This is a genomic window from Lysinimonas soli (assembly GCF_042655435.1).
In the GTDB taxonomy this organism is placed as follows: Bacteria; Actinomycetota; Actinomycetes; order Actinomycetales; family Microbacteriaceae; genus Lysinimonas; species Lysinimonas soli.
In genome coordinates, this window is sequence record NZ_JBHSMG010000001.1 from 382,253 (window position 1) to 399,527 (window position 17,275).

Consider the following 17,275-nt stretch of genomic DNA (forward strand, 5'->3'; position numbering starts at 1 on the left):
GCGCGGGCCGGCCGCGCACGGCCGTCGCGCGCGGCGGGCCGTCGCGCGTGCGTGGCGTGGGCGCAACGTGTCGGCGAGAGTCCAAGATCGGTCGGAATCCCGCCCCTCAAGCCGGCGATGTTTGGACTTTCGGCGAACTTGTGGGCACCCGCGAGGCCGGCGGCGCTAGGCCGACTTGGCCGCGGTCGGCGGGTCGATCAGCTCGAGGTCGAGCTCGGGCCTCGCGACGCCGGTCTCGTCCAGTGCGGCCATCTCTTTCAGCACGGTGTCTTTCGACGCGGTCCGCTTCGAGACCGTCTCGTTCGACGCGGTCTCCGCGACCACGGCCTCGGGCGTCGTCGCCTCGCCCCGCACCAGTTCGGGCTGGCTCAGCTGCTTGGGCTGCTCGTCGACGTGACCCGGCGTGCCGATGACCTTCGACTCGTCGAGGGCGTCGAGCTTGCGCGCGGTGACGAGCACGCGCTGCTCGAGCGAGCTGGCGAACTGGTTGTAGCTCGTGACGGTCGACTCGATCGAGCGACGCAGCTTGTCGGCGTGATCGGACAGCGTCGCGAGCCGCGAGTAGAGCTCCTTGCCGAGGTCGAACAGCTTCTTGGCGTCTTCGGTCAGCACGTCCTGCTGCCAGGTGAACGCGATCGTCTTCAACAGCGCCCAGAGCGTGACCGGATTGGCCAGGATGATCCGCTTCGAGAACGCGTACTCCATGAGGCCAGGGTCCTGTTCCATCGCCGCGGCCAGGAGGGGCTCGTTCGGGATGAACGCGATCGTGAAGTCGGGGCTGGCCGCGAGGCCGGTCCAGTAGCTCTTGCCGGCCAGGGCATCCACGTGGCTCTTGACCTGCTTGGCGTGCTGGGCCAGCAGCTGGGTGCGGCGCGCCTCCTGCTCGCCGGTGGCGGTCGAGGGGATCGCGCTCGCCTCGATGTACGCGTTGTACGGAACCTTCGCATCGACCGGGATCGACTTGCCGCCGGGCAGATTGATCACCATGTCGGGGCGGCGCGTTCCGCTCTCGGACTCGATGGTCGATTGCACGGTGAAGTCGACCCGGTTGATCAGCCCGGCCGACTCGACCAGGGTGCGCAGCTGCGTCTCGCCCCAGACCCCGCGGGTCGCGTTGTTGCGCAGCGCGGAGGCCAGCGATTCGGCGGTCGCGCGCAGTCGCTCCTCGGATTCGGTGGCCGTCTTCAGCTGCTGAGCCAGCTCGCCGTGCTGCTGGGAGCGCTGGGTCTCGAGGTCGGCGACCTTCTGCTGCATGCTCGACAGCGTCTCTTTCACGGGCGCGAGCGCCTGCAGCACCTTGCTCTCGTCGCGCTCGGCCTCGGCCCGCTTGAGCGCGTCGAGCCGTTCGCGCTCCATCAGGTCGCGGTACTGCTGCTGGGCCGCGCCGAGCTGTTCGCGAAGCCCCGCGAGGCTGGCATCGGCCGCCGCGAGCTGCGAGCCGACTTCGGCACGCGCCGCCGCCTCCTGCGCCCGGATCTCGGCCACGAGCTGAGCGTGACGCGCCTCGAGCACGGCCGGGTCGGCATCCACCCCCGGAATCGCGCGCCGCGAGCGGAGCGCCCCGACGACGACGCCCATCACGGCGCCGAGCAGCACGCCGACGGCGAGTCCGATGAGAAGGGCGACGATGGGATCCATGCGGCCAGTGTCTCAGCGGCAGCCGACAACGTTCGGATGCCGCGCCCCGCCTGCCGGTTCGCCGAGAATAATGTGCGGGAAATGTCCAAGGATTAGCCTTCGAACATGGCAAAAGACATCCTCGAGCACTGGGTCGGCGGCGCCGCGTTCGCGGGCGCCTCGACACGCACGTCACCCGTCTACGACCCCGCGCAGGGGGTCGTGCAGAAGCAGGTCCGCCTCGCCAGCACCGCCGACGTCGATGTCGCCGTGCAGGCGGCGAAGGCGGCCTTCCCCGCTTGGGCCGACGCGTCCTGGGCGAAACGGCAGACCGTGATGTTCGCCTTCCGCGAGATCCTCAACGCGCGCAAGGGCGAGCTCGCCGCGATCCTCACGAGCGAGCACGGCAAGGTCACCTCCGACGCCCTCGGCGAGGTTGCTCGTGGCCTCGAGGTCGTCGAGTTCGCCTGCAACATCGCCCACCTGGCCAAGGGCGAGTACAGCGAGAACGTGTCGACGGGGGTCGACGTGTACTCCCTCCGGCAGCCGCTCGGCGTCGTCGGGATCATCTCTCCCTTCAACTTCCCGGCGATGGTGCCGCTGTGGTTCTTCCCCCCGGCGATCGCGACCGGCAACGCCGTGGTGCTCAAGCCCAGCGAGAAGGACCCGTCGGCCGCGATCTGGCTCGCCGAGCGCTGGAAGGAGGCGGGCCTCCCCGACGGAATCTTCAACGTCGTCAACGGCGACAAGGAGTCGGTCGACGCCCTGCTCGAGCACCCCGACGTCGCCTCGATCAGCTTCGTCGGCTCGACCCCGATCGCCCGCTACGTCTACGAGAACGGCACGAAGGCCGGTAAGCGCGTGCAGGCCCTCGGCGGCGCCAAGAACCACATGCTGGTGCTTCCGGATGCCGACCTCGACCTGGTCGCCGACTCCGCCGTCAACGCGGGGTTCGGTTCGGCGGGCGAGCGCTGCATGGCCATCTCGGTCGTCGTCGCCGTGGAACCCGTGGCCGACGAACTGATCGCCAAGATCACCTCGCGGATGTCGGGCCTCACCGTCGGCGACGGCACCCGCGGCTGCGACATGGGTCCGCTCATCACGAAGGAACACCGCGACAAGGTGGCGGGATACCTCGACGTCGCCGTGGCCGACGGAGCCAGCGTCGTGGTCGACGGCCGCGGGGTCGCGGCCGACGGTGCGGCGGACGGGTTCTGGCTCGGGCCGACCCTCATCGACAAGGTGCCCACCTCATCCCGGGTCTATACCGAGGAGATCTTCGGTCCCGTGCTCTCGATCGTCCGGGTCGCCAGCTACGACGAGGGAGTCGCCCTGATCAACGCGAGCCCGTACGGCAACGGCACGGCGATCTTCACGAACGACGGCGGTGCCGCGCGGCGCTTCCAGCACGAGGTCACCGTCGGCATGATCGGCATCAACGTGCCCATCCCGGTTCCGGTCGGCTACTTCTCGTTCGGAGGCTGGAAGGACTCGCTGTTCGGCGACACCAAGGCGTACGGCGCCGAGGCGGTGCACTTCTTCACCCGGGAGAAGGCGGTCACGAGCCGCTGGCTCGACCCGAGTCACGGTGGCATCAACCTGGGCTTCCCGCAGAACGGGTAGCAGCGGCATCCGCCGGGTCGCAGCTGCGGAGTGTCGGATTCAGCGTCCGACGGCGTAGCCCTGCGCCCCGCGCGGGTTGGCTGCGGCGTACAGCAGCCCGGATGCGCGGTCGATCCCGACCGCCGAGAGCCGTCCGAGCGTCCAGTCGCCCGAGCGCGTGACCCGGTGGCCGCGCACGACGAGCTCGGCCAGCACCTGCCGGTCGACCCGGTTCTCGACGACCAGTTCGCCCGCCGATGCGACGCGGGGCTCGAACGAGGCGACCATGCCCTCGGTGTGGAACATCGGTGCGTCGATCGCCTGCTGCGGGCTCTGCCCTCCGACCAGGCGGCGGAGCAGATAGACGAGCTGCCACTGATCCTGCTGATCGCCGCCGGGAGTGCCGAGGGCTTCGATCGGCAGCCCGTCGCGGAGCAGGAGGGTCGGAGAGAGCGTCGTGCGCGGCCGGCGACCCGGGGTGAGCGCCGAGGGGGATGCGGCATCCAGCCAGGTCATCTGCGCGCGGCTGCCCAGCGGGAATCCGAGCGCCGGGATCATCGGCGACGACTGCAGCCAGCCGCCGGAGGGCGTGGCCGAGACGATGTTGCCGAAGCGGTCGATCACGTCGAGGTGGCAGGTGTCGCCGCGGGTGACACCGGCCTTCGTGACCGTCGGTTCCCCCGTGCCGGCCGGTGCGCCCCGGTCCCTCGTCGACTCGGCGGGCGCCGGCGGAAGCCACGGCTCGCGGCCGCCGGGGCGTCCGGGCCGCACCTCGAGCGAGGCGATATCGCCGATGAGGGCGGCGCGCTCGGCGGCGTAGTCGGGCGAGAGCAGCTCGGAGATCGGCACGCCGGCGGCGCCGTCCGGCCCGGCGTCGCCGTACCAGGCGTCGCGGTCGGCGAGCGCGAGCTTGAGCGCCTCGGTGATCGTGTGGATCCCGATCGCGGTCGACGGGTCGAGGCGTTCGTCGGGGAAGGTGTCGAGGATCGCGAGGGCCTGCAGCAGAACCGGCCCCTGACTCCACGGGCCGGCCTTCGCCACCGTGACGCCGCGGAACTCGAGGGTGACGGCGTCGTCGTCGCGCGCCTCGAAGGCGGCGAGGTCGGCGGCCGAGATGACTCCGGGCACGGCGCGGTCGAGGCTCGGCTGGTGATGTGGTTCGGCGGCGAAACGCTCGATCTCGGTGGCGACGAACCCCGTGCTCCAGGCGCCACGGGCGGCACGGATCCGGGCCTCGCGAGACGACGCGCCCTCGCCCGCCGCGAGCAGCCCCTCGAGGGTGCCCGCGTACGCCTCGTTCGTGACGAGGTCGCCCGGCTGCGGCATCCGTCCCTCGGGCAGCCAATGCGCGGCCGAGGTGGGCCAGTGCGTCTCGAACAACTCGCGCACGTTGTCGAGGGTTCGCACGGCCGCTGCGAGCAACGCGTGTCCGTCGCGCGCGTAGCCGATGGCGAACTGGAGCACGTCGGCGAGCTCCCAGCTGCCGCGGGACTCGAGCAGGTGCAGCCAGGCCACCACGGCTCCCGGGACGGCGGCGGCGAGCACTCCGCTGCCCGGCACCTCGGTGAACCCGGTGGCGCGGTAGTGCTCGATCGTGGCCCCCTCGGGGGTGTGCCCCTGGCCGACCAGCACCCGGGGCGTCGGCTCGTCGGCGGTCGCGTAGATCGCGCAGAGGTCGCCGCCCGGGCCATTGAGGTGCGGTTCGACGACGTGCAGCACGAAGGCCGCGGCGACGGCGGCGTCGAAGGCGTTGCCCCCGCGCTCGAGCACGGCCTGCGCCGTCGCGCTCGCGATCCAGTGCGTCGACGCGGCCATTCCGAAGCTGCCCTGGAGCTCGGGACGAGTGGTGAACGCAGGTGCTGGTGAGCCGGTCATCGTTTCACGGTAGCGTGCCCGCTCGTGCGCCCGGCTCCGCTCGGGAGCGCGCACGGGGTCGGGTCCGGGGTCGACCCCGACCGCCGAGCCGCCGCGATGCGAGTCGCACAAGGGGGTTGTCGACGAGGTCCGCGACCCGCGTGCTTCCCCGGCACAGCGCCAGGAACAGCCGACGCCCCAGGGCGGTGTGCGCCAGGAAGCGATGCAGCGACGAGGGGGAGACCTCGAGCCAACGCAGCATCACCGCCCCCGTTTCGATGGTCGGAGCCAGCCCGCCCCGCACCGCATCGACATAGCCCTCGAGGGCCGCATCGCGTGCGCTGGTGTCGCCCGTGCGAGCGGCGGTCGTCGCCGACGCGGCCGCGGCCCCCGCCATCGCCCCCGAGCGCAGCGCGAACGAGATGCCCTCCCGCGTCCACGGCTCCAGCAGGCCGGCGGCCTCACCGGCCACCAGCACGGATCCGCGCCGCAGCGGGGAGCGGCGGGAGCGCCACCGGGTCAGATGCCCCGACTCGCGCAGCCGGGTCGCACCCGCGAGACCGAGCTGCCGGAGCCAGAGTTCGAGATAGGCGCGCGTGGCGTCCGGCAGGCCGGTGCGCTGGATGACGCCGATCGTGAGGGTGTCGTGTTTCGGGAAGAGCCAGGCGTAGGCCCCGGGGTCGGCGCCCCAGTCGAACAGGGCCGTTCCCGCCCACTTGTGCTCGGGTACGGAGAGCTCCACCTCGAGCCCGAGGTCCGAGCCGGCGAACTCGACGCCGACGTAGCCCGAACTGCGACCGCTCGATCCGTCGGCGCCGATCACGACGCGGGCGCGTAGCGCCTCCCGATCGGCGGTGCGGACGACGACTCCGTCGGCCCCCTCGTCGAAGCCGCGCACGGCGACCCCGTCGCGGAAGACGGCGCCCGCCGCGACGGCCCCGTCCACGAGCAGCTGGTCGAAGCGCTCGCGCTGCACCATGCCCAGGAACGGCTCGTCGGCGTGCAGCATCATGCGGTCACGACCGCGACGGCTCAGCCCGAAATCGGTGATCTCGCTCTCGAAGGTCGCGCGCGCGGCATCCGGCATCGCTCGCAGCGAGAAACCGGTGATGCCGCCGCCGCAGGTCTTGTACCGCGGAAAGCGCGCGCGATCCAGGATCAGGACCCGCGCCCCCGCCTGGGCGGCGATGCGAGCGGCGGTCGACCCGGCCGGGCCGGCGCCGACGACGATCACGTCCCAGATCTCGGGCATGACGGGAGACTAACCCGCGCGGCTTGGAACGGCGATTCAGCCGGCCGCGGCCGCGACCAGCGGAACCGTCGAACTCACGCGCACGCCCGACATCGCCGCGAGTTCCACCAGATCGATCGCGCCGTAGCGCTCGGCTGCGTGGATCATGATGGCGGCGCAGGCCTCCGAGTCGGCGACGGCGTCGTGGTGTGCGAAGTCCTCGAATCCGGCGGCCATGGCGACCACCGGCAGGCGGTAGGAGTCGAGCGTGTAGGTCTTGCGGGCCACCTGCAGGCTGCAGACGTACGAGTAGCCGGGCGTCGCGATCTCGGTCGCGGTGCAGGCCGCCTTGATGACGCCCATGTCGAAGCCGGCATTGTGCGCGACCAGGATGTCGTCCTCAGCGAACGCCATCAGGTCGACCAGCTGCTCGGTCCAGCTCGGGGCGCCGACGACCATCTCGGGCGTGATGCCGTGGATGCGGATGTTCCAGTCGACGAAGTGGTCGTGCCCGAGCGGCGGCTGGATGAACCAGCCGATCCGATCGACGATCTGACCGTCGCGCACCTTCACCAACCCGACGGAGCAGGCGCTGGCCGGAGAGCCGTTGGCCGTCTCGAAGTCGATGGCGGTGAAATCGAGGGGCACATGCCGACTCTCGCACGCGCGACCGACAGCGGGCCGAGGCTCGCCGCGCAACGCCGGTACTCTTGACCCTCGTGGCTCTCACCATCGGCATCGTCGGACTGCCCAACGTCGGCAAATCAACGCTCTTCAACGCCCTCACCAAGAACGACGTGCTCGCGGCCAACTATCCGTTCGCCACGATCGAGCCCAACGTCGGCGTCGTGAACCTGCCCGACCCGCGGCTCGAGGTGCTCGCCGGCATCTTCGGCAGCGAGCGCATCCTGCCCGCCACCGTCAGCTTCGTCGACATCGCCGGCATCGTGAAGGGTGCGAGCGAGGGGGAAGGGCTGGGCAACCAGTTCCTCGCCAACATCCGCGAGGCCGACGCGATCGCCGAGGTCGTGCGCGGATTCGCCGATTCGGACGTCGTGCACGTCGCCGGCGAGGTGAACCCGGCATCCGACCTCGAGACCATCACGACCGAGCTCGCGCTCGCCGACCTGCAGACCCTCGAGAAGGCCATCCCGCGCATCGAGAAGGAGGTGCGCGGCAAGAAGACCGACCCCGCCGTGCTCGAAGCCGCCCTCGCCGCGCAGGCCGCCCTCAACGCCGGCACTCCGCTCCACTCGCTGGCCGGCAGCGCGAAGGGCGTCGACCTCGACGCCATCAAGGAGCTGGGCTTGCTGACCGCCAAGCCGATCATCTACGTCTTCAACGTCGACGAATCCGTGCTGACGGATGCCGCCCGCAAGGCCGAGCTCGCAGCCCTGGTCGCCCCGGCTCATGCCGTGTTCCTCGACGCCAAGATCGAGTCGGAACTCAAAGACCTGGATCCGGCCGACGCCGCCGAGCTGCTCGCCTCGACGGGGCAGGAGGAGAGCGGTCTCGACCAGCTCGCCCGCATCGGCTTCGACACCCTCGGACTGCAGACCTACCTGACCGCCGGGCCCAAGGAATCGCGGGCCTGGACCATCCACAAGGGCTGGAAGGCGCCTCAAGCGGCCGGCGTGATCCACACCGACTTCGAGAAGGGCTTCATCAAGGCCGAGGTCGTCTCGTTCGCCGACCTCGTCGAGACCGGCTCGATCGCCGAGGCCCGCGCCAAGGGCAAGGCCCGCATCGAGGGCAAGGACTACGTCATGCACGACGGGGATGTCGTGGAGTTCCGCTTCAACGTGTAGCGGTCGACCGCCTAGCCGAGGAACCCAACGGTCATCCCGACCGCCTTGGCCTGCCGTCGGGCTTCGCCCACGACGCGGAAGTACCGGCTCGCTGGCGGGAGCCACGCGAGGATGACGGGAACAGCTACGGTCAATAGCAGGAACAAACCGATCGGGTCGAGTCCGTTGAGGGCCCCGATCACCATCGAGTAGGCACCGACGACGGTGAGATACACGCGGGCCGGCCCGTATCCGCGACGCAGGACCACCGCGATCCCGATCCGGATCAGCACACCGAGTGTCCCCCCGAGCATGGCTGCGCTGAGAACGGGGGCGTCGCCGCCCGAGCTCGTTGCCGCGATCCGGATGGTGGCGGTGACAAGAATGATCCCAGTTAGGACAGCGCCGACCACGAGGATCCAGAAGGCGGCGTTGACAACGGCGGGGACAGGCTCGTTGCGCCGGAAGCGCCCGCCGACCTGAACCGGAGGACTGGAGGGTGGGGTCGGTCGCGTCATAATCGCAGGCTAGCTCGCGGTTAAGTCCGTGAGGATCACCCGTTCGGGGCGGCAGACCCAGGAACCCGCGGACGACCTGACGTTGATGCCATGATCTCCCCATGACCAATGGGCTCCAGCGGGCCACCGCGGCACTGACCAGCGATGAGCGGATCCTCTGGTCCGGTGTTCCGGACGCTAGCGTCCTCCTGTCTCCGGTGGACGTCCTGCTGATCCCCTTCAGCCTGCTGTGGACGGGCTTCGCCGTGTTCTGGGAGTACACCGCCCTGGCACAGTCGAAAGCACCGGGATTCTTCCCGTTCTTCGGCGGCGTTTTCGTCGCCATCGGGCTGTACTTCGTCTTCTTCCGATTCGTGGTGGGGAACTATCGACGCCGGACGACCTCGTACGTCTTGACGAACCGGCGAGCAATCGTCGTGGGCGCGCGGACTCTCAGGAGTGTGAGTGTCGATCCGAACACCCTCAGCACCTCTTGGTCACGAGACTCCCGGCGCGTCTCGGTGAACTTCGGATTTCAGCAAGGGCAGACCATTCGCGGCGTCTTCGGGCGGTCGACCCTCTCTATGTCGGCGATGACGGGGCCGTTCACGGGGTGGGACCCCCTCAACCTGAACCCGACTCCCATCGTGTTCCAGGATGTCGTCGACCCAGCAGGGCTTGAGGGGGCTCTCGCTGAGCTCGCGGCAGGCTGACCCTCCTGGGATGACGATCGTGCTCCCTCTTGACGACTCCGGTGCCGAAGTCGAAACCATCAGGGCACCCGGCGAATGATGCCGATTCAACACTGATACCAAAGTGATACCATCCACCCCATGGCCATGACCCTTCGCCTCAACGAACAGCAGGAGCGGGCGCTCGCCGCGCTCGCCGAGGCCGACGGCGTGAGCAAGCAGGAGGCAGCACTCCGCGCGATCACGGATGCCGCCGCGCGCCGCGGACACGAGACGCGCGTGCGCGAGGCATCGGCATCCGGCCGCGAACGCTACGCCGCGCTGCTCGACCGTCTGGCGCAGTGACCGTCGAGCACCTCCAGCTCGAGGATCTGCTGCAGCTGGCATCCGATCTCGGCGACCTGGCCGTGCGCGACCTCGGACTGCTCGAGGCGGCGGTGCAGCGTCCCCAAACCACCCTCTACGGGCAAGAGGCCTACCCGTCCATCCATGACAAGGCCGCCGTGCTGCTCGAGTCCCTCGCGCGCAATCATGCGCTGGTCGACGGCAACAAGCGGATCGCCTGGCTCGCGACCGTCGTGTTCTACGAACTGAATGAGCTGACGCTCGACGCGCCCGATGATGAGGCCTACGACCTCATCATCGCGGTGTCGACGAGCGCGGCGGAGTACGCGGACGCCGCTCGGGACCTCGACGGCTGGGTCACTCCCCGGAGGCGCGCGTGAGGGATTCCGCATCTGCCGCCGCCATCGACTCGGCGATCGCGCGGCTGACGGCGGCCTCGGCCCGCACCGAGATCCTCGCCGAGTTGCACCCGCCGCGAAAGTTCGGTCCCTTCCGTCGCGCCCCGCGGATGACGCGGCTCGGGTCCGTCTGGCGGCTCGGCGTGCTGCTGCTCGCGCCCGACGGGCGGCTGTACGCGACCGGGCAGGTCATCCGGGCGGCGGACCCGCGGCATCCCAACTTCACCTCGGCGTCGGGGGAGGTGCGACGCGAGATCCGCGAGGCGGCCCGTGCGGCGGGGCTGCCGCCGGGGGAGACGGTGGATTTCGACGCGGCCCCGATCGAACTCGACGCCGACACGCCGGGCGGCCCGGTCGTCCGCGTGGGCGACGAACTGCGCGTCAGTTGGAACGGCAGCCGCAGCCTCGATTCGCTCGTGCCGTTCGGGCGCTACCTGACGGAACGGGTGGAGCTTCTCGCCGATCCGCCCGAGGGGGCGTAGCGCCTCACGGCGCGGTCGTCGTCCCGTCGCCGACGCCGACCCGGTCCAGCAGCCCACTCAGGGTTCGGCGCTCCGCCTCGCTCATCCCCCCGAACGACCGCTGCAGCACGGTGTCGATGACCACGTTCCCCGCCTCCAGCATCGCGCCGCCGGCATCCGTGAGGGTGTGCTCGACTCGGCGGCCCCGACCCGGCGAGCGCACGATGAGCCCTTGGGCGATGAGGCGGTTCGCCAGCGCCCCGAACGCCTGGTCGCTCATGAAGGTCTCGCCCGCCAGGGCGTGGGCCGACCAGCCGGGATGCCCGGCGATCGCCCGCAGGGCGTCCCACTGGGGCAGCGTCGTCCCGATCGCGCCGAGTGCACGCTCCGCGGCCAGATGGTGCCGGTACTGCGCGGCCTTCACGGCGCGGCCGAGTTGCTGCAGGGAGTTCATGGGGCCAGCCTATCGCAACTTGCATATATAAACATGTTGATATAGCCTGCCGTCATGACCGAACACACCATCCCCCTTCCTTCCCAGCTCGCCCTCACGATCGACGAGACGGGACCGGCGGACGCCGCTCGCACCGTGCTCGTGCTCCACGGCGGCGGCGGTCCGTTCACGGTCGCGCCGATCGCCGCGCACTTCGCCGTCGACTCGCGTGTGCTCGTGCCGACCCACCCGGGCTGGAACGGTACGCCGCGACCGGAATGGCTGAACGACATCCCCGCGCTCGCGGCCGTCTACCTTCAGCTGCTCGCCGACCGCGGGCTGAGCGACGTGCTCGTGATCGGGTCCTCGCTCGGCGGCTGGATCGCGACTCAGCTCGCGGCGGCTGACACCGAGGGCCGGATCGCGCGGATCGTCATCATCGACGGTGCCGGCATCGAGGTACCCGGCGAACCGGTCGTCGACTTCGTGAAGCTGAGCCCCCGCGAGCAGGCGGAGCACTCCTGGCACGACCCCGAGAGGTTCTTCGTCGACCCCGCGGCGCTGCCGGCGGAGCGCATCGCGGCGCAGCGGGCGAATATGCAGACCATGGGTGTGCTGACCTCGCAGCACGGGATGTCCGACCCGGGCCTGCAGGCGAAGCTCGGCGGCATCCGCATCCCGGCCCTGGTGCTCTGGGGTGAGAGCGACGGCATCTTCACCCCCGGCTACGGACGCGCCTACGCGGCCCAGCTCGGCAACGCACGCTTCGAGCTCGTGGCCGAGGCCGGCCACCTGCCGCAGCTCGAGCAACCCGAGCGCACTCTCGGGGCGATCGATCGCTTCCTCGCCGCATGACCCCGGGGCGGATGCCGGAACAGCCGGCAACGAGCCGTCGCCATCGGTGCCTCTCGCTACGCTGAACGCATGAGCGCAGCATCCTGGTGGCCCCTTCTCGACGCCGACACGCAGCACTGGCTGAAGCATCACCACAACGAGGCCCTGACCGAGGAGGTGCTCGACGCGGTCGTCACGGCCGGCGGCGAGCCCGAGGGTGAGTTCACGCCCGGTACCGGCCAGGAGTCGCCCGATCGCTACGACCTCAGCCAGGACGACTGGCACTGGATCCGCGACAACGCCTGACGCCCGGGCGCCGGCTCCGGGTCAGCGTGCCGGGACCGGCTGGGGTGCCTCGGGCCCGGTATAGCGCGCCGACGGCCGGATGATCTTCGGATCGGCGGCCTGCTCGAGCACGTTCGCCGTCCAACCGAGCACGCGCGCGGCCGCGAACGTCGCGGTGAACAGCGAGCGATCGATCCCGCACAGCTCCATCACGATCGCGGCGTACCACTCCAGGTTGGTGTGCAACTCCCGTCCTGGCTTGAGCCGCTCCAGTAGAACCGGGATGCGTTCCTCCACCTGAATCGCGAGGTCGACGCGCGGACCGCCGAACGACCGGGCGACCTCCTTGAGCAGGGCGGAGCGCGGATCCTCGGTGCGGTACACGGGATGCCCGAAGCCCATGATGCGGTCGCCTGCGAGCACACGCGCCGTCACCCACTCGTCGATCCGGTCGGGCGAGCCGATGGCGTCGAGCGTGTCGAGGGCGCGGCTCGGCGCCCCGCCGTGAAGGGGACCGGACAACGAGCCGAGCGCGCCGAGCAGACAGCTCGCGGCATCCGCCCCGGTCGATGCGATCACGCGCGCCGTGAACGTGGAGGCGTTGAAGCCGTGGTCGATGGCCGCCACGAGGTACGTCGACAGCGCGTCGACGTGCCGGCTCTCGGGCGCACTGCCCGTGAGCTGGAACAGGTAGTCGGCGACATAGCCGAGGTCCGGCCGAGGTTCGACGCTCGGCAGCCCCGCGCTCGCCCGGGCGAAGGTGGCGATCATCGCCGGCACTTTCGCGGCCAGCCCCAGCAGGCCGGAGCGCCGCTCGGCCGGATCGAGGTCGAACAGCGGGCGCAGGCACCGGCGGGCGCCCTCGGTGGCGATGCCGACGCGCAGTGCCGCGAGCGGATCGGCGGCGGGCACCGTGCGTCCGAGTTCGTCGAGCGCGGCGCGGGTGGCGTCATCGAGACCGGATGCCGCGGCGACCTCGTTCCCGAAGGCGAGGCGCTCGACCGGATCCGGCAGGCTGCCGTCGAGCAGGAGCCGCCACACCTCCTCGACCGACCGGGTGCGCGCGAGCTCCACGGCCGAGTACTGGCGGTAGTGGTAGAACCCCTCGCGCCCCCGCACCCCGCTCAGGCCGGTGTCGGTGACGATCACGTTCGCGAGTCCGCGGGGCACCTCGATCGGGGCGTCGTCGAGACGGTCGATGGTCTTCATGGTGTGAGATCATCACCAAGATTGATCATTCGCAAATCAATGTTGATCGAATCAATGAGGCCAGGAATGACTCACGACTCCACCGTGCCGCGTCTCACGACGGCCCAGGCGGCGGCGCGCCTCGGCGTGAAGCCGGCGACCCTCTACGCCTACGTCGCGCGCGGACTGATCGCCAGCATCCGTGCCGACACCGGCGGATCCACCTTCGACGCCCTCGAGGTCGAGGCGTTCGCCCGGTCGCGCCGTCGCGCCGGTGAACGGCCCGGGCGGCCCCGGGCGACGGGCGGCACGGGACGTCCGCTCATGGTCGTCGACTCCCCGCTGACCCTGCTCGACGGTGACCGGCTGTACTTCCGGGGCGTCTCGGCCGTCGACCTCGCCCGGCGCGCGACCTTCGAGGAGGGGCTCGAGTTCCTCTGGAACTCCGGTGAGACGCCCGGGGTCGTGCGTTCCGGCCCCGAGCTCGCCTCCCGAGTGGCGAGCGCCGGCGAGCTGCTCGGGCCGGCATCCCGTCCGCTCGATCGGATGATGCTGGCGGTGGTGCTGGCGGGCTCGTGCGATCCGCTTCGCGACGAACTCTCCCCGGCCGTCGTGCGTTCGGCCGGCCGCCGCATGATCTCGGCGATGGTCGACGCGCTTCCCCGGCTCCAGCAGCCCCTCGACCACTCCGAGGCGGACTCCCCGTTGGCCCGCAGACTCTGGGCCCGCCTGACGGGGGAGTCGCCGAGCGAGGCCGAGATCGCCCTCCTCGATCAGACGCTCATCCTGTGCCTCGACCACGATCTGGCGGCGGCCACCATGGCCGCGCGGATCGCGGCATCGGCGCGCGCGCATCCCTATGCCGCCGTTCAGGCCGCACTCGGTGCATTCGACAGCAGTCTGCACGGCTCGGCCAGCATCGCGGCGGCAGACATGATCGCGTCCGCACGGAACTCGGGGCACCCCGAGCGCGCCCTGGCAGAGCAGCTCCGCGCCGGTCGCGCGATCCCCGGGTTCGGCCATCTGATCTACCGTGAGCACGACCCGCGGGCGGAGGCCGTCTTCGCCGCCATGCGCGGCATCCCCCGGTACCACGACGTGCTGCGCACCGTCGATCGTCTGGATGCGATCATGGCGTCGCGCTCGCCGCGGCCCGCCAACATCGACCTCGCGCTCGCCGCTTTCGCGCTGGGGGCGGGCATGGGCCGCGGCGCCGGGCAGCTCATCTTCGCGATCGCCCGCACCGGGGGCTGGATCGCGCACATCGTCGACGAGTACGGTCAGGCTCCGATGCGGCTGCGGCCGGAGTCGCGCTACACCGGCCCGGCCCCGCAGGGGAGCCTCCCGCCGACGACACCGGACCTCCGTAGGCTCGTGTCATGACCATGCCGGCGGTCCCGCTCACGAACACGCCCGACGTGCGACGTTGGACGGGGATCGCGGCGATCGTCGTCGCCGTGCTGCTGACCTTCGAGTTCCTGCTGCACCTGCTGATCGGTCCGCGACCCGAACTCGACGAGCGTGCAGCCCTGGTGACGTTCTTCGTCGAGCATCACAACCAGATGCTGCTGATCGTGCTCGTCGACACCGTGCTGATGGCGAGCATCGTCGTCTTCCTCGCCGGGTTCCGTCAGATCATCACCCACGCGCGGCACGACCTGCAGTGGATCTCGGACGTGGGTTTCGGCGCCGGCCTCGTCTTCGTGGCCGTGACCCTGGTCGGCGACGCGATGGAGGCCGGCTCCGCTCTGGACGTGGTCAACCTGGCTCCCGACGCGTCGGCGATCCGGGCCCTCACGGAGGGGCACGCCGTGATGTTCGGCGCCACGGGGTGCGTGCTGCTGGCGGTCGTCTCGGCCTCGTCCGGTTACGTGGTGCTGGCGTCGCGGGTGCTGCCGCGGTGGAGCGGTGTCGTCGCCTGGGTCGTCGCGGGCCTGCAGGTCTTCGGGCTGGCGACCATCTTCGGCGGCACGAGCGACCGGGACTGGTTCTCGTCCGGCGGCGTGGGGGTCACCGCGACCGCGACCTTCCCCTGGGTGGCGTGGGTCGTCGTCGTCGGGATCGTCACGATCCAGGGGCACGCCGGCTTCGGGAGGCATCGCGGCCGTGTTGCCGCCCGCCCGGATGCCGCAGCCCCCTGAGCGGCCGGGCGACCTCTCGACCGCTGCGCCCCCAACCCGTCACGCATCCGAAACACCGCGTTGCTAGGCTGGCCCCACAATCGAATACCGGGCCGCACGCGATGCGGGAGAGCCGGAGCGCGCCGAGGGGGCACCCCCGCGAGGCGCGCCGCCGGCACCGAAGGAGCAAGCCTCCCCGCCAATCTCTCAGGTACGTGTACCGCATCGACCAGGCCGCTCTGAAAAGAGGACCACCGCGCACCACGGTGGTCCCGCCCACGGTGAAAGCCCCGACGACGCTCGGGCGCGAAGCTCTCAGGCACCATGACAGAGGGGGAGTTCCACCGCAGCCCGCGCGCCCAGGAGAGAACTCGCCGTCATGACCGATTCAGCCCAGACCTCAGGCTCGCACGACAGTCCCGAACTGCTGAGCCCCCTGCACCAGGTGCACGTCGACGCGGGCGCCCTGTTCACCGACTTCGCCGGATGGCAGATGCCGGTGCGCTACAGCTCCGACCTCGCTGAGCACCACGCCGTGCGCACCGCGGCCGGTCTCTTCGACCTGAGCCACATGGGCGAGATCCTCGTCGTCGGCCCCGAAGCGGCCGCCGCCCTCGACTACGCGCTGGCGGGCAAGCTCTCGGCGATCGCCGAGGGGCAGGCCAAGTACTCCCTGCTGCTGGCGCGCGACGGCGGCATCCTGGACGACCTCGTGGTCTACCGCACCGGCGAAGACCGCTACCTGGTCGTGGCCAACGCGGCCAACCGCGCGCTCGTCGCCGAAGAGCTGCGCGACCGTTGCTCGATCTTCGACTGCCTGGTCGAGGACGAGAGCGACGACATCGCGCTCATCGCCCTGCAGGGGCCGATCTCCGAAGAGATCCTGCGCAACGTGGAGGGCTTCGACCTGCCCGGTCTCGACGGCCTCGGGTATTACCGCTCGATCGCGGCCGACTTCCGCGGGCATCCGGTGCTCGTCGCGCGCACCGGGTACACGGGCGAGGACGGCTTCGAGTTCTACCTCGCTCCCGACCGCGCCCCCGAACTGTGGACCGCGCTGATCGAGACCGGCGGCGGCTCGGGTCTTGTCCCCGCCGGGCTGGCCGCCCGCGACACCCTGCGCCTCGAGGCGGGCATGCCGCTCTACGGCCACGAGCTCAACGCCTCGACCTTCCCCGTGCAGGCCGGACTCGGCCGGGTCGTCGCGCTCGGCAAGGAGGGCGACTTCGTCGGCCGTGAGGCCATCGAGCAGGGTCCGCCCATCGACGCGCGGGTGCTCGCCGGACTCGTCGCCGAGGGCAAGCGCGCGGGGCGTGCCGGCTACGCGATCGTGGTGCCGGATGGGGCCCAGATCGTCGGAGAGGTCACCTCGGGCGCGCTGTCGCCGACCCTCGGCGTCCCGGTCGCGATGGCCTACGTCGATCCGGCCTTCGCCGCCGTGGGCACCCGCCTCGATCTCGACGTGCGCGGCACCCGCGTCGCGGCATCCGTCGTGGCGCTGCCCTTCTACTCGCGCCGCTCCACCCCCTCGACCTCGACAGAAAAGAAGTGACCATGACCGAGCCCGCCGCCGACCTCAAATACACCTCCGAGCACGAGTGGGTCGCCGTCGACGGCGACATCGCGACCGTCGGGATCACCGCCTACGCGGCCGAGAAGCTGGGAGACGTGGTCTACGTCGACCTGCCGAAGCCGGGGGCGGCCATCGCCGAGGGCACCGTGGTCGGCGAGATCGAGTCGACCAAGTCGGTCGGCGAGCTCTTCGCGCCGCTCGCCGGTGAGGTCGTCGAAGCCAATCAGGCGGTCGTCGACCGACCCGACCTGGTCAACGCCGATCCCTTCGGCGACGGATGGATGATCAAGGTCCGCTTCACCGAGCTGCCGGCCTTGCTGACGGCCGCCGAGTACGCCGCGCTGACCGGCGAGTAGGA

Annotated in this window: 19 protein-coding genes and 2 riboswitches; of the genes, 12 read left to right on the plus strand and 7 right to left on the minus strand. The window is 70.6% G+C overall.

From position 1 onward, the window contains the following. Window positions 1-165 precede the first annotated feature (165 nt). On the minus strand, window positions 166-1,638 hold the full coding sequence (locus tag ACFPJ4_RS01845) for a DNA recombination protein RmuC (RefSeq protein WP_386738583.1): 1,473 nt from the start codon (window positions 1,636-1,638) through the stop codon (window positions 166-168). A 105-nt stretch (window positions 1,639-1,743) separates the two neighbouring features. On the opposite strand from ACFPJ4_RS01845, the gene ACFPJ4_RS01850 reads away from it, so the two are divergent. Continuing rightward, entirely contained in the window at window positions 1,744-3,240 is a 1,497-nt protein-coding gene (locus ACFPJ4_RS01850) for a CoA-acylating methylmalonate-semialdehyde dehydrogenase (RefSeq protein WP_386738584.1), read from the plus strand. Between the two features lie 39 nt (window positions 3,241-3,279). On the opposite strand, the gene ACFPJ4_RS01855 is transcribed toward ACFPJ4_RS01850, so the two are convergent. The 3 genes from ACFPJ4_RS01855 to ACFPJ4_RS01865 are packed head-to-tail and all read right to left on the minus strand — an operon-like array spanning window position 3,280 to window position 6,952. Further along, window positions 3,280-5,094 (minus strand): gamma-glutamyltransferase family protein, encoded by a 1,815-nt coding sequence (locus tag ACFPJ4_RS01855; protein ID WP_386738585.1) that lies wholly within the window; start codon window positions 5,092-5,094, stop codon window positions 3,280-3,282. 4 nt (window positions 5,095-5,098) lie between these two features. Further along, the gene (locus ACFPJ4_RS01860; RefSeq protein WP_386738586.1) at window positions 5,099-6,325 is read right to left on the minus strand and encodes a geranylgeranyl reductase family protein; all 1,227 of its coding nucleotides are present in this window, start codon (window positions 6,323-6,325) and stop codon (window positions 5,099-5,101) included. A 36-nt stretch (window positions 6,326-6,361) separates the two neighbouring features. Further along, window positions 6,362-6,952: a 3'-5' exonuclease gene (locus ACFPJ4_RS01865; RefSeq protein WP_386738587.1), complete on the minus strand. Its 591-nt coding sequence runs from the start codon at window positions 6,950-6,952 to the stop codon at window positions 6,362-6,364. A 71-nt stretch (window positions 6,953-7,023) separates the two neighbouring features. Between ACFPJ4_RS01865 and ychF the strand changes: the two genes are divergently transcribed. After that, window positions 7,024-8,112 carry a redox-regulated ATPase YchF gene (ychF, locus tag ACFPJ4_RS01870; protein ID WP_386738588.1) on the plus strand — a complete coding sequence of 363 codons (1,089 nt, stop codon included), beginning with the start codon at window positions 7,024-7,026 and terminating at the stop codon, window positions 8,110-8,112. Between the two features lie 11 nt (window positions 8,113-8,123). On the opposite strand, the gene ACFPJ4_RS01875 is transcribed toward ychF, so the two are convergent. Further along, complete coding sequence (locus tag ACFPJ4_RS01875) at window positions 8,124-8,609, minus strand: hypothetical protein (RefSeq protein ID WP_386738589.1); 486 nt, start codon at window positions 8,607-8,609, stop codon at window positions 8,124-8,126. Window positions 8,610-8,710: 101 nt separating this feature from the next. On the opposite strand from ACFPJ4_RS01875, the gene ACFPJ4_RS01880 reads away from it, so the two are divergent. The 4 genes from ACFPJ4_RS01880 to ACFPJ4_RS01895 all read left to right on the plus strand — a co-directional run bounded on the left by ACFPJ4_RS01880 (window position 8,711) and on the right by ACFPJ4_RS01895 (window position 10,505). Further along, window positions 8,711-9,301, plus strand: coding sequence for a hypothetical protein (locus ACFPJ4_RS01880; protein ID WP_386738590.1), 591 nt, complete (start codon window positions 8,711-8,713; stop codon window positions 9,299-9,301). Window positions 9,302-9,421: 120 nt separating this feature from the next. Then, window positions 9,422-9,625 carry a CopG family transcriptional regulator gene (locus ACFPJ4_RS01885; protein ID WP_386738591.1) on the plus strand — a complete coding sequence of 68 codons (204 nt, stop codon included), beginning with the start codon at window positions 9,422-9,424 and terminating at the stop codon, window positions 9,623-9,625. After that, window positions 9,622-10,005, plus strand: a complete 384-nt coding sequence (locus ACFPJ4_RS01890; protein WP_386738592.1) for a type II toxin-antitoxin system death-on-curing family toxin — start codon at window positions 9,622-9,624, stop codon at window positions 10,003-10,005. Before ACFPJ4_RS01885 ends, ACFPJ4_RS01890 begins: the two co-directional genes overlap by 4 nt. Beyond that, window positions 10,002-10,505, plus strand: a complete 504-nt coding sequence (locus ACFPJ4_RS01895; protein ID WP_386738593.1) for a hypothetical protein — start codon at window positions 10,002-10,004, stop codon at window positions 10,503-10,505. The genes ACFPJ4_RS01890 and ACFPJ4_RS01895 overlap by 4 nt, the downstream gene beginning before the upstream one ends. Window positions 10,506-10,509: 4 nt before the next feature. Here the strand turns inward: ACFPJ4_RS01895 and ACFPJ4_RS01900 are convergent, their stop codons facing one another. Then, on the minus strand, window positions 10,510-10,938 hold the full coding sequence (locus ACFPJ4_RS01900; protein ID WP_386738594.1) for a MarR family winged helix-turn-helix transcriptional regulator: 429 nt from the start codon (window positions 10,936-10,938) through the stop codon (window positions 10,510-10,512). A 54-nt stretch (window positions 10,939-10,992) separates the two neighbouring features. On the opposite strand from ACFPJ4_RS01900, the gene ACFPJ4_RS01905 reads away from it, so the two are divergent. Both ACFPJ4_RS01905 and ACFPJ4_RS01910 read left to right on the plus strand, forming a co-directional pair. Continuing rightward, window positions 10,993-11,772: an alpha/beta fold hydrolase gene (locus tag ACFPJ4_RS01905; protein WP_386738595.1), complete on the plus strand. Its 780-nt coding sequence runs from the start codon at window positions 10,993-10,995 to the stop codon at window positions 11,770-11,772. 69 nt (window positions 11,773-11,841) lie between these two features. Next, window positions 11,842-12,057 (plus strand): hypothetical protein, encoded by a 216-nt coding sequence (locus ACFPJ4_RS01910; RefSeq protein WP_386738596.1) that lies wholly within the window; start codon window positions 11,842-11,844, stop codon window positions 12,055-12,057. Window positions 12,058-12,078: 21 nt separating this feature from the next. On the opposite strand, the gene ACFPJ4_RS01915 is transcribed toward ACFPJ4_RS01910, so the two are convergent. Next, window positions 12,079-13,245: a citrate/2-methylcitrate synthase gene (locus tag ACFPJ4_RS01915; protein WP_386738597.1), complete on the minus strand. Its 1,167-nt coding sequence runs from the start codon at window positions 13,243-13,245 to the stop codon at window positions 12,079-12,081. A gap of 66 nt (window positions 13,246-13,311) precedes the next feature. Between ACFPJ4_RS01915 and ACFPJ4_RS01920 the strand changes: the two genes are divergently transcribed. From ACFPJ4_RS01920 to gcvH, 4 genes are all read left to right on the plus strand, one after another. Further along, on the plus strand, window positions 13,312-14,607 hold the full coding sequence (locus tag ACFPJ4_RS01920) for a citrate synthase (protein ID WP_386738598.1): 1,296 nt from the start codon (window positions 13,312-13,314) through the stop codon (window positions 14,605-14,607). Next, the gene (locus ACFPJ4_RS01925) at window positions 14,604-15,365 is read left to right on the plus strand and encodes a hypothetical protein (protein ID WP_386738599.1); all 762 of its coding nucleotides are present in this window, start codon (window positions 14,604-14,606) and stop codon (window positions 15,363-15,365) included. The genes ACFPJ4_RS01920 and ACFPJ4_RS01925 overlap by 4 nt, the downstream gene beginning before the upstream one ends. A 94-nt stretch (window positions 15,366-15,459) precedes the next feature. Further along, window positions 15,460-15,577, plus strand: a riboswitch (glycine riboswitch). Beyond that, a riboswitch (glycine riboswitch) is annotated at window positions 15,578-15,685 on the plus strand. Window positions 15,686-15,723: 38 nt separating this feature from the next. Beyond that, the gene (gene gcvT / locus ACFPJ4_RS01930; protein WP_386738600.1) at window positions 15,724-16,896 is read left to right on the plus strand and encodes a glycine cleavage system aminomethyltransferase GcvT; all 1,173 of its coding nucleotides are present in this window, start codon (window positions 15,724-15,726) and stop codon (window positions 16,894-16,896) included. Window positions 16,897-16,898: 2 nt separating this feature from the next. Then, window positions 16,899-17,273 carry a glycine cleavage system protein GcvH gene (gene gcvH / locus ACFPJ4_RS01935; protein ID WP_386738601.1) on the plus strand — a complete coding sequence of 125 codons (375 nt, stop codon included), beginning with the start codon at window positions 16,899-16,901 and terminating at the stop codon, window positions 17,271-17,273. The last annotated feature ends 2 nt before the right edge of the window (window positions 17,274-17,275 follow it).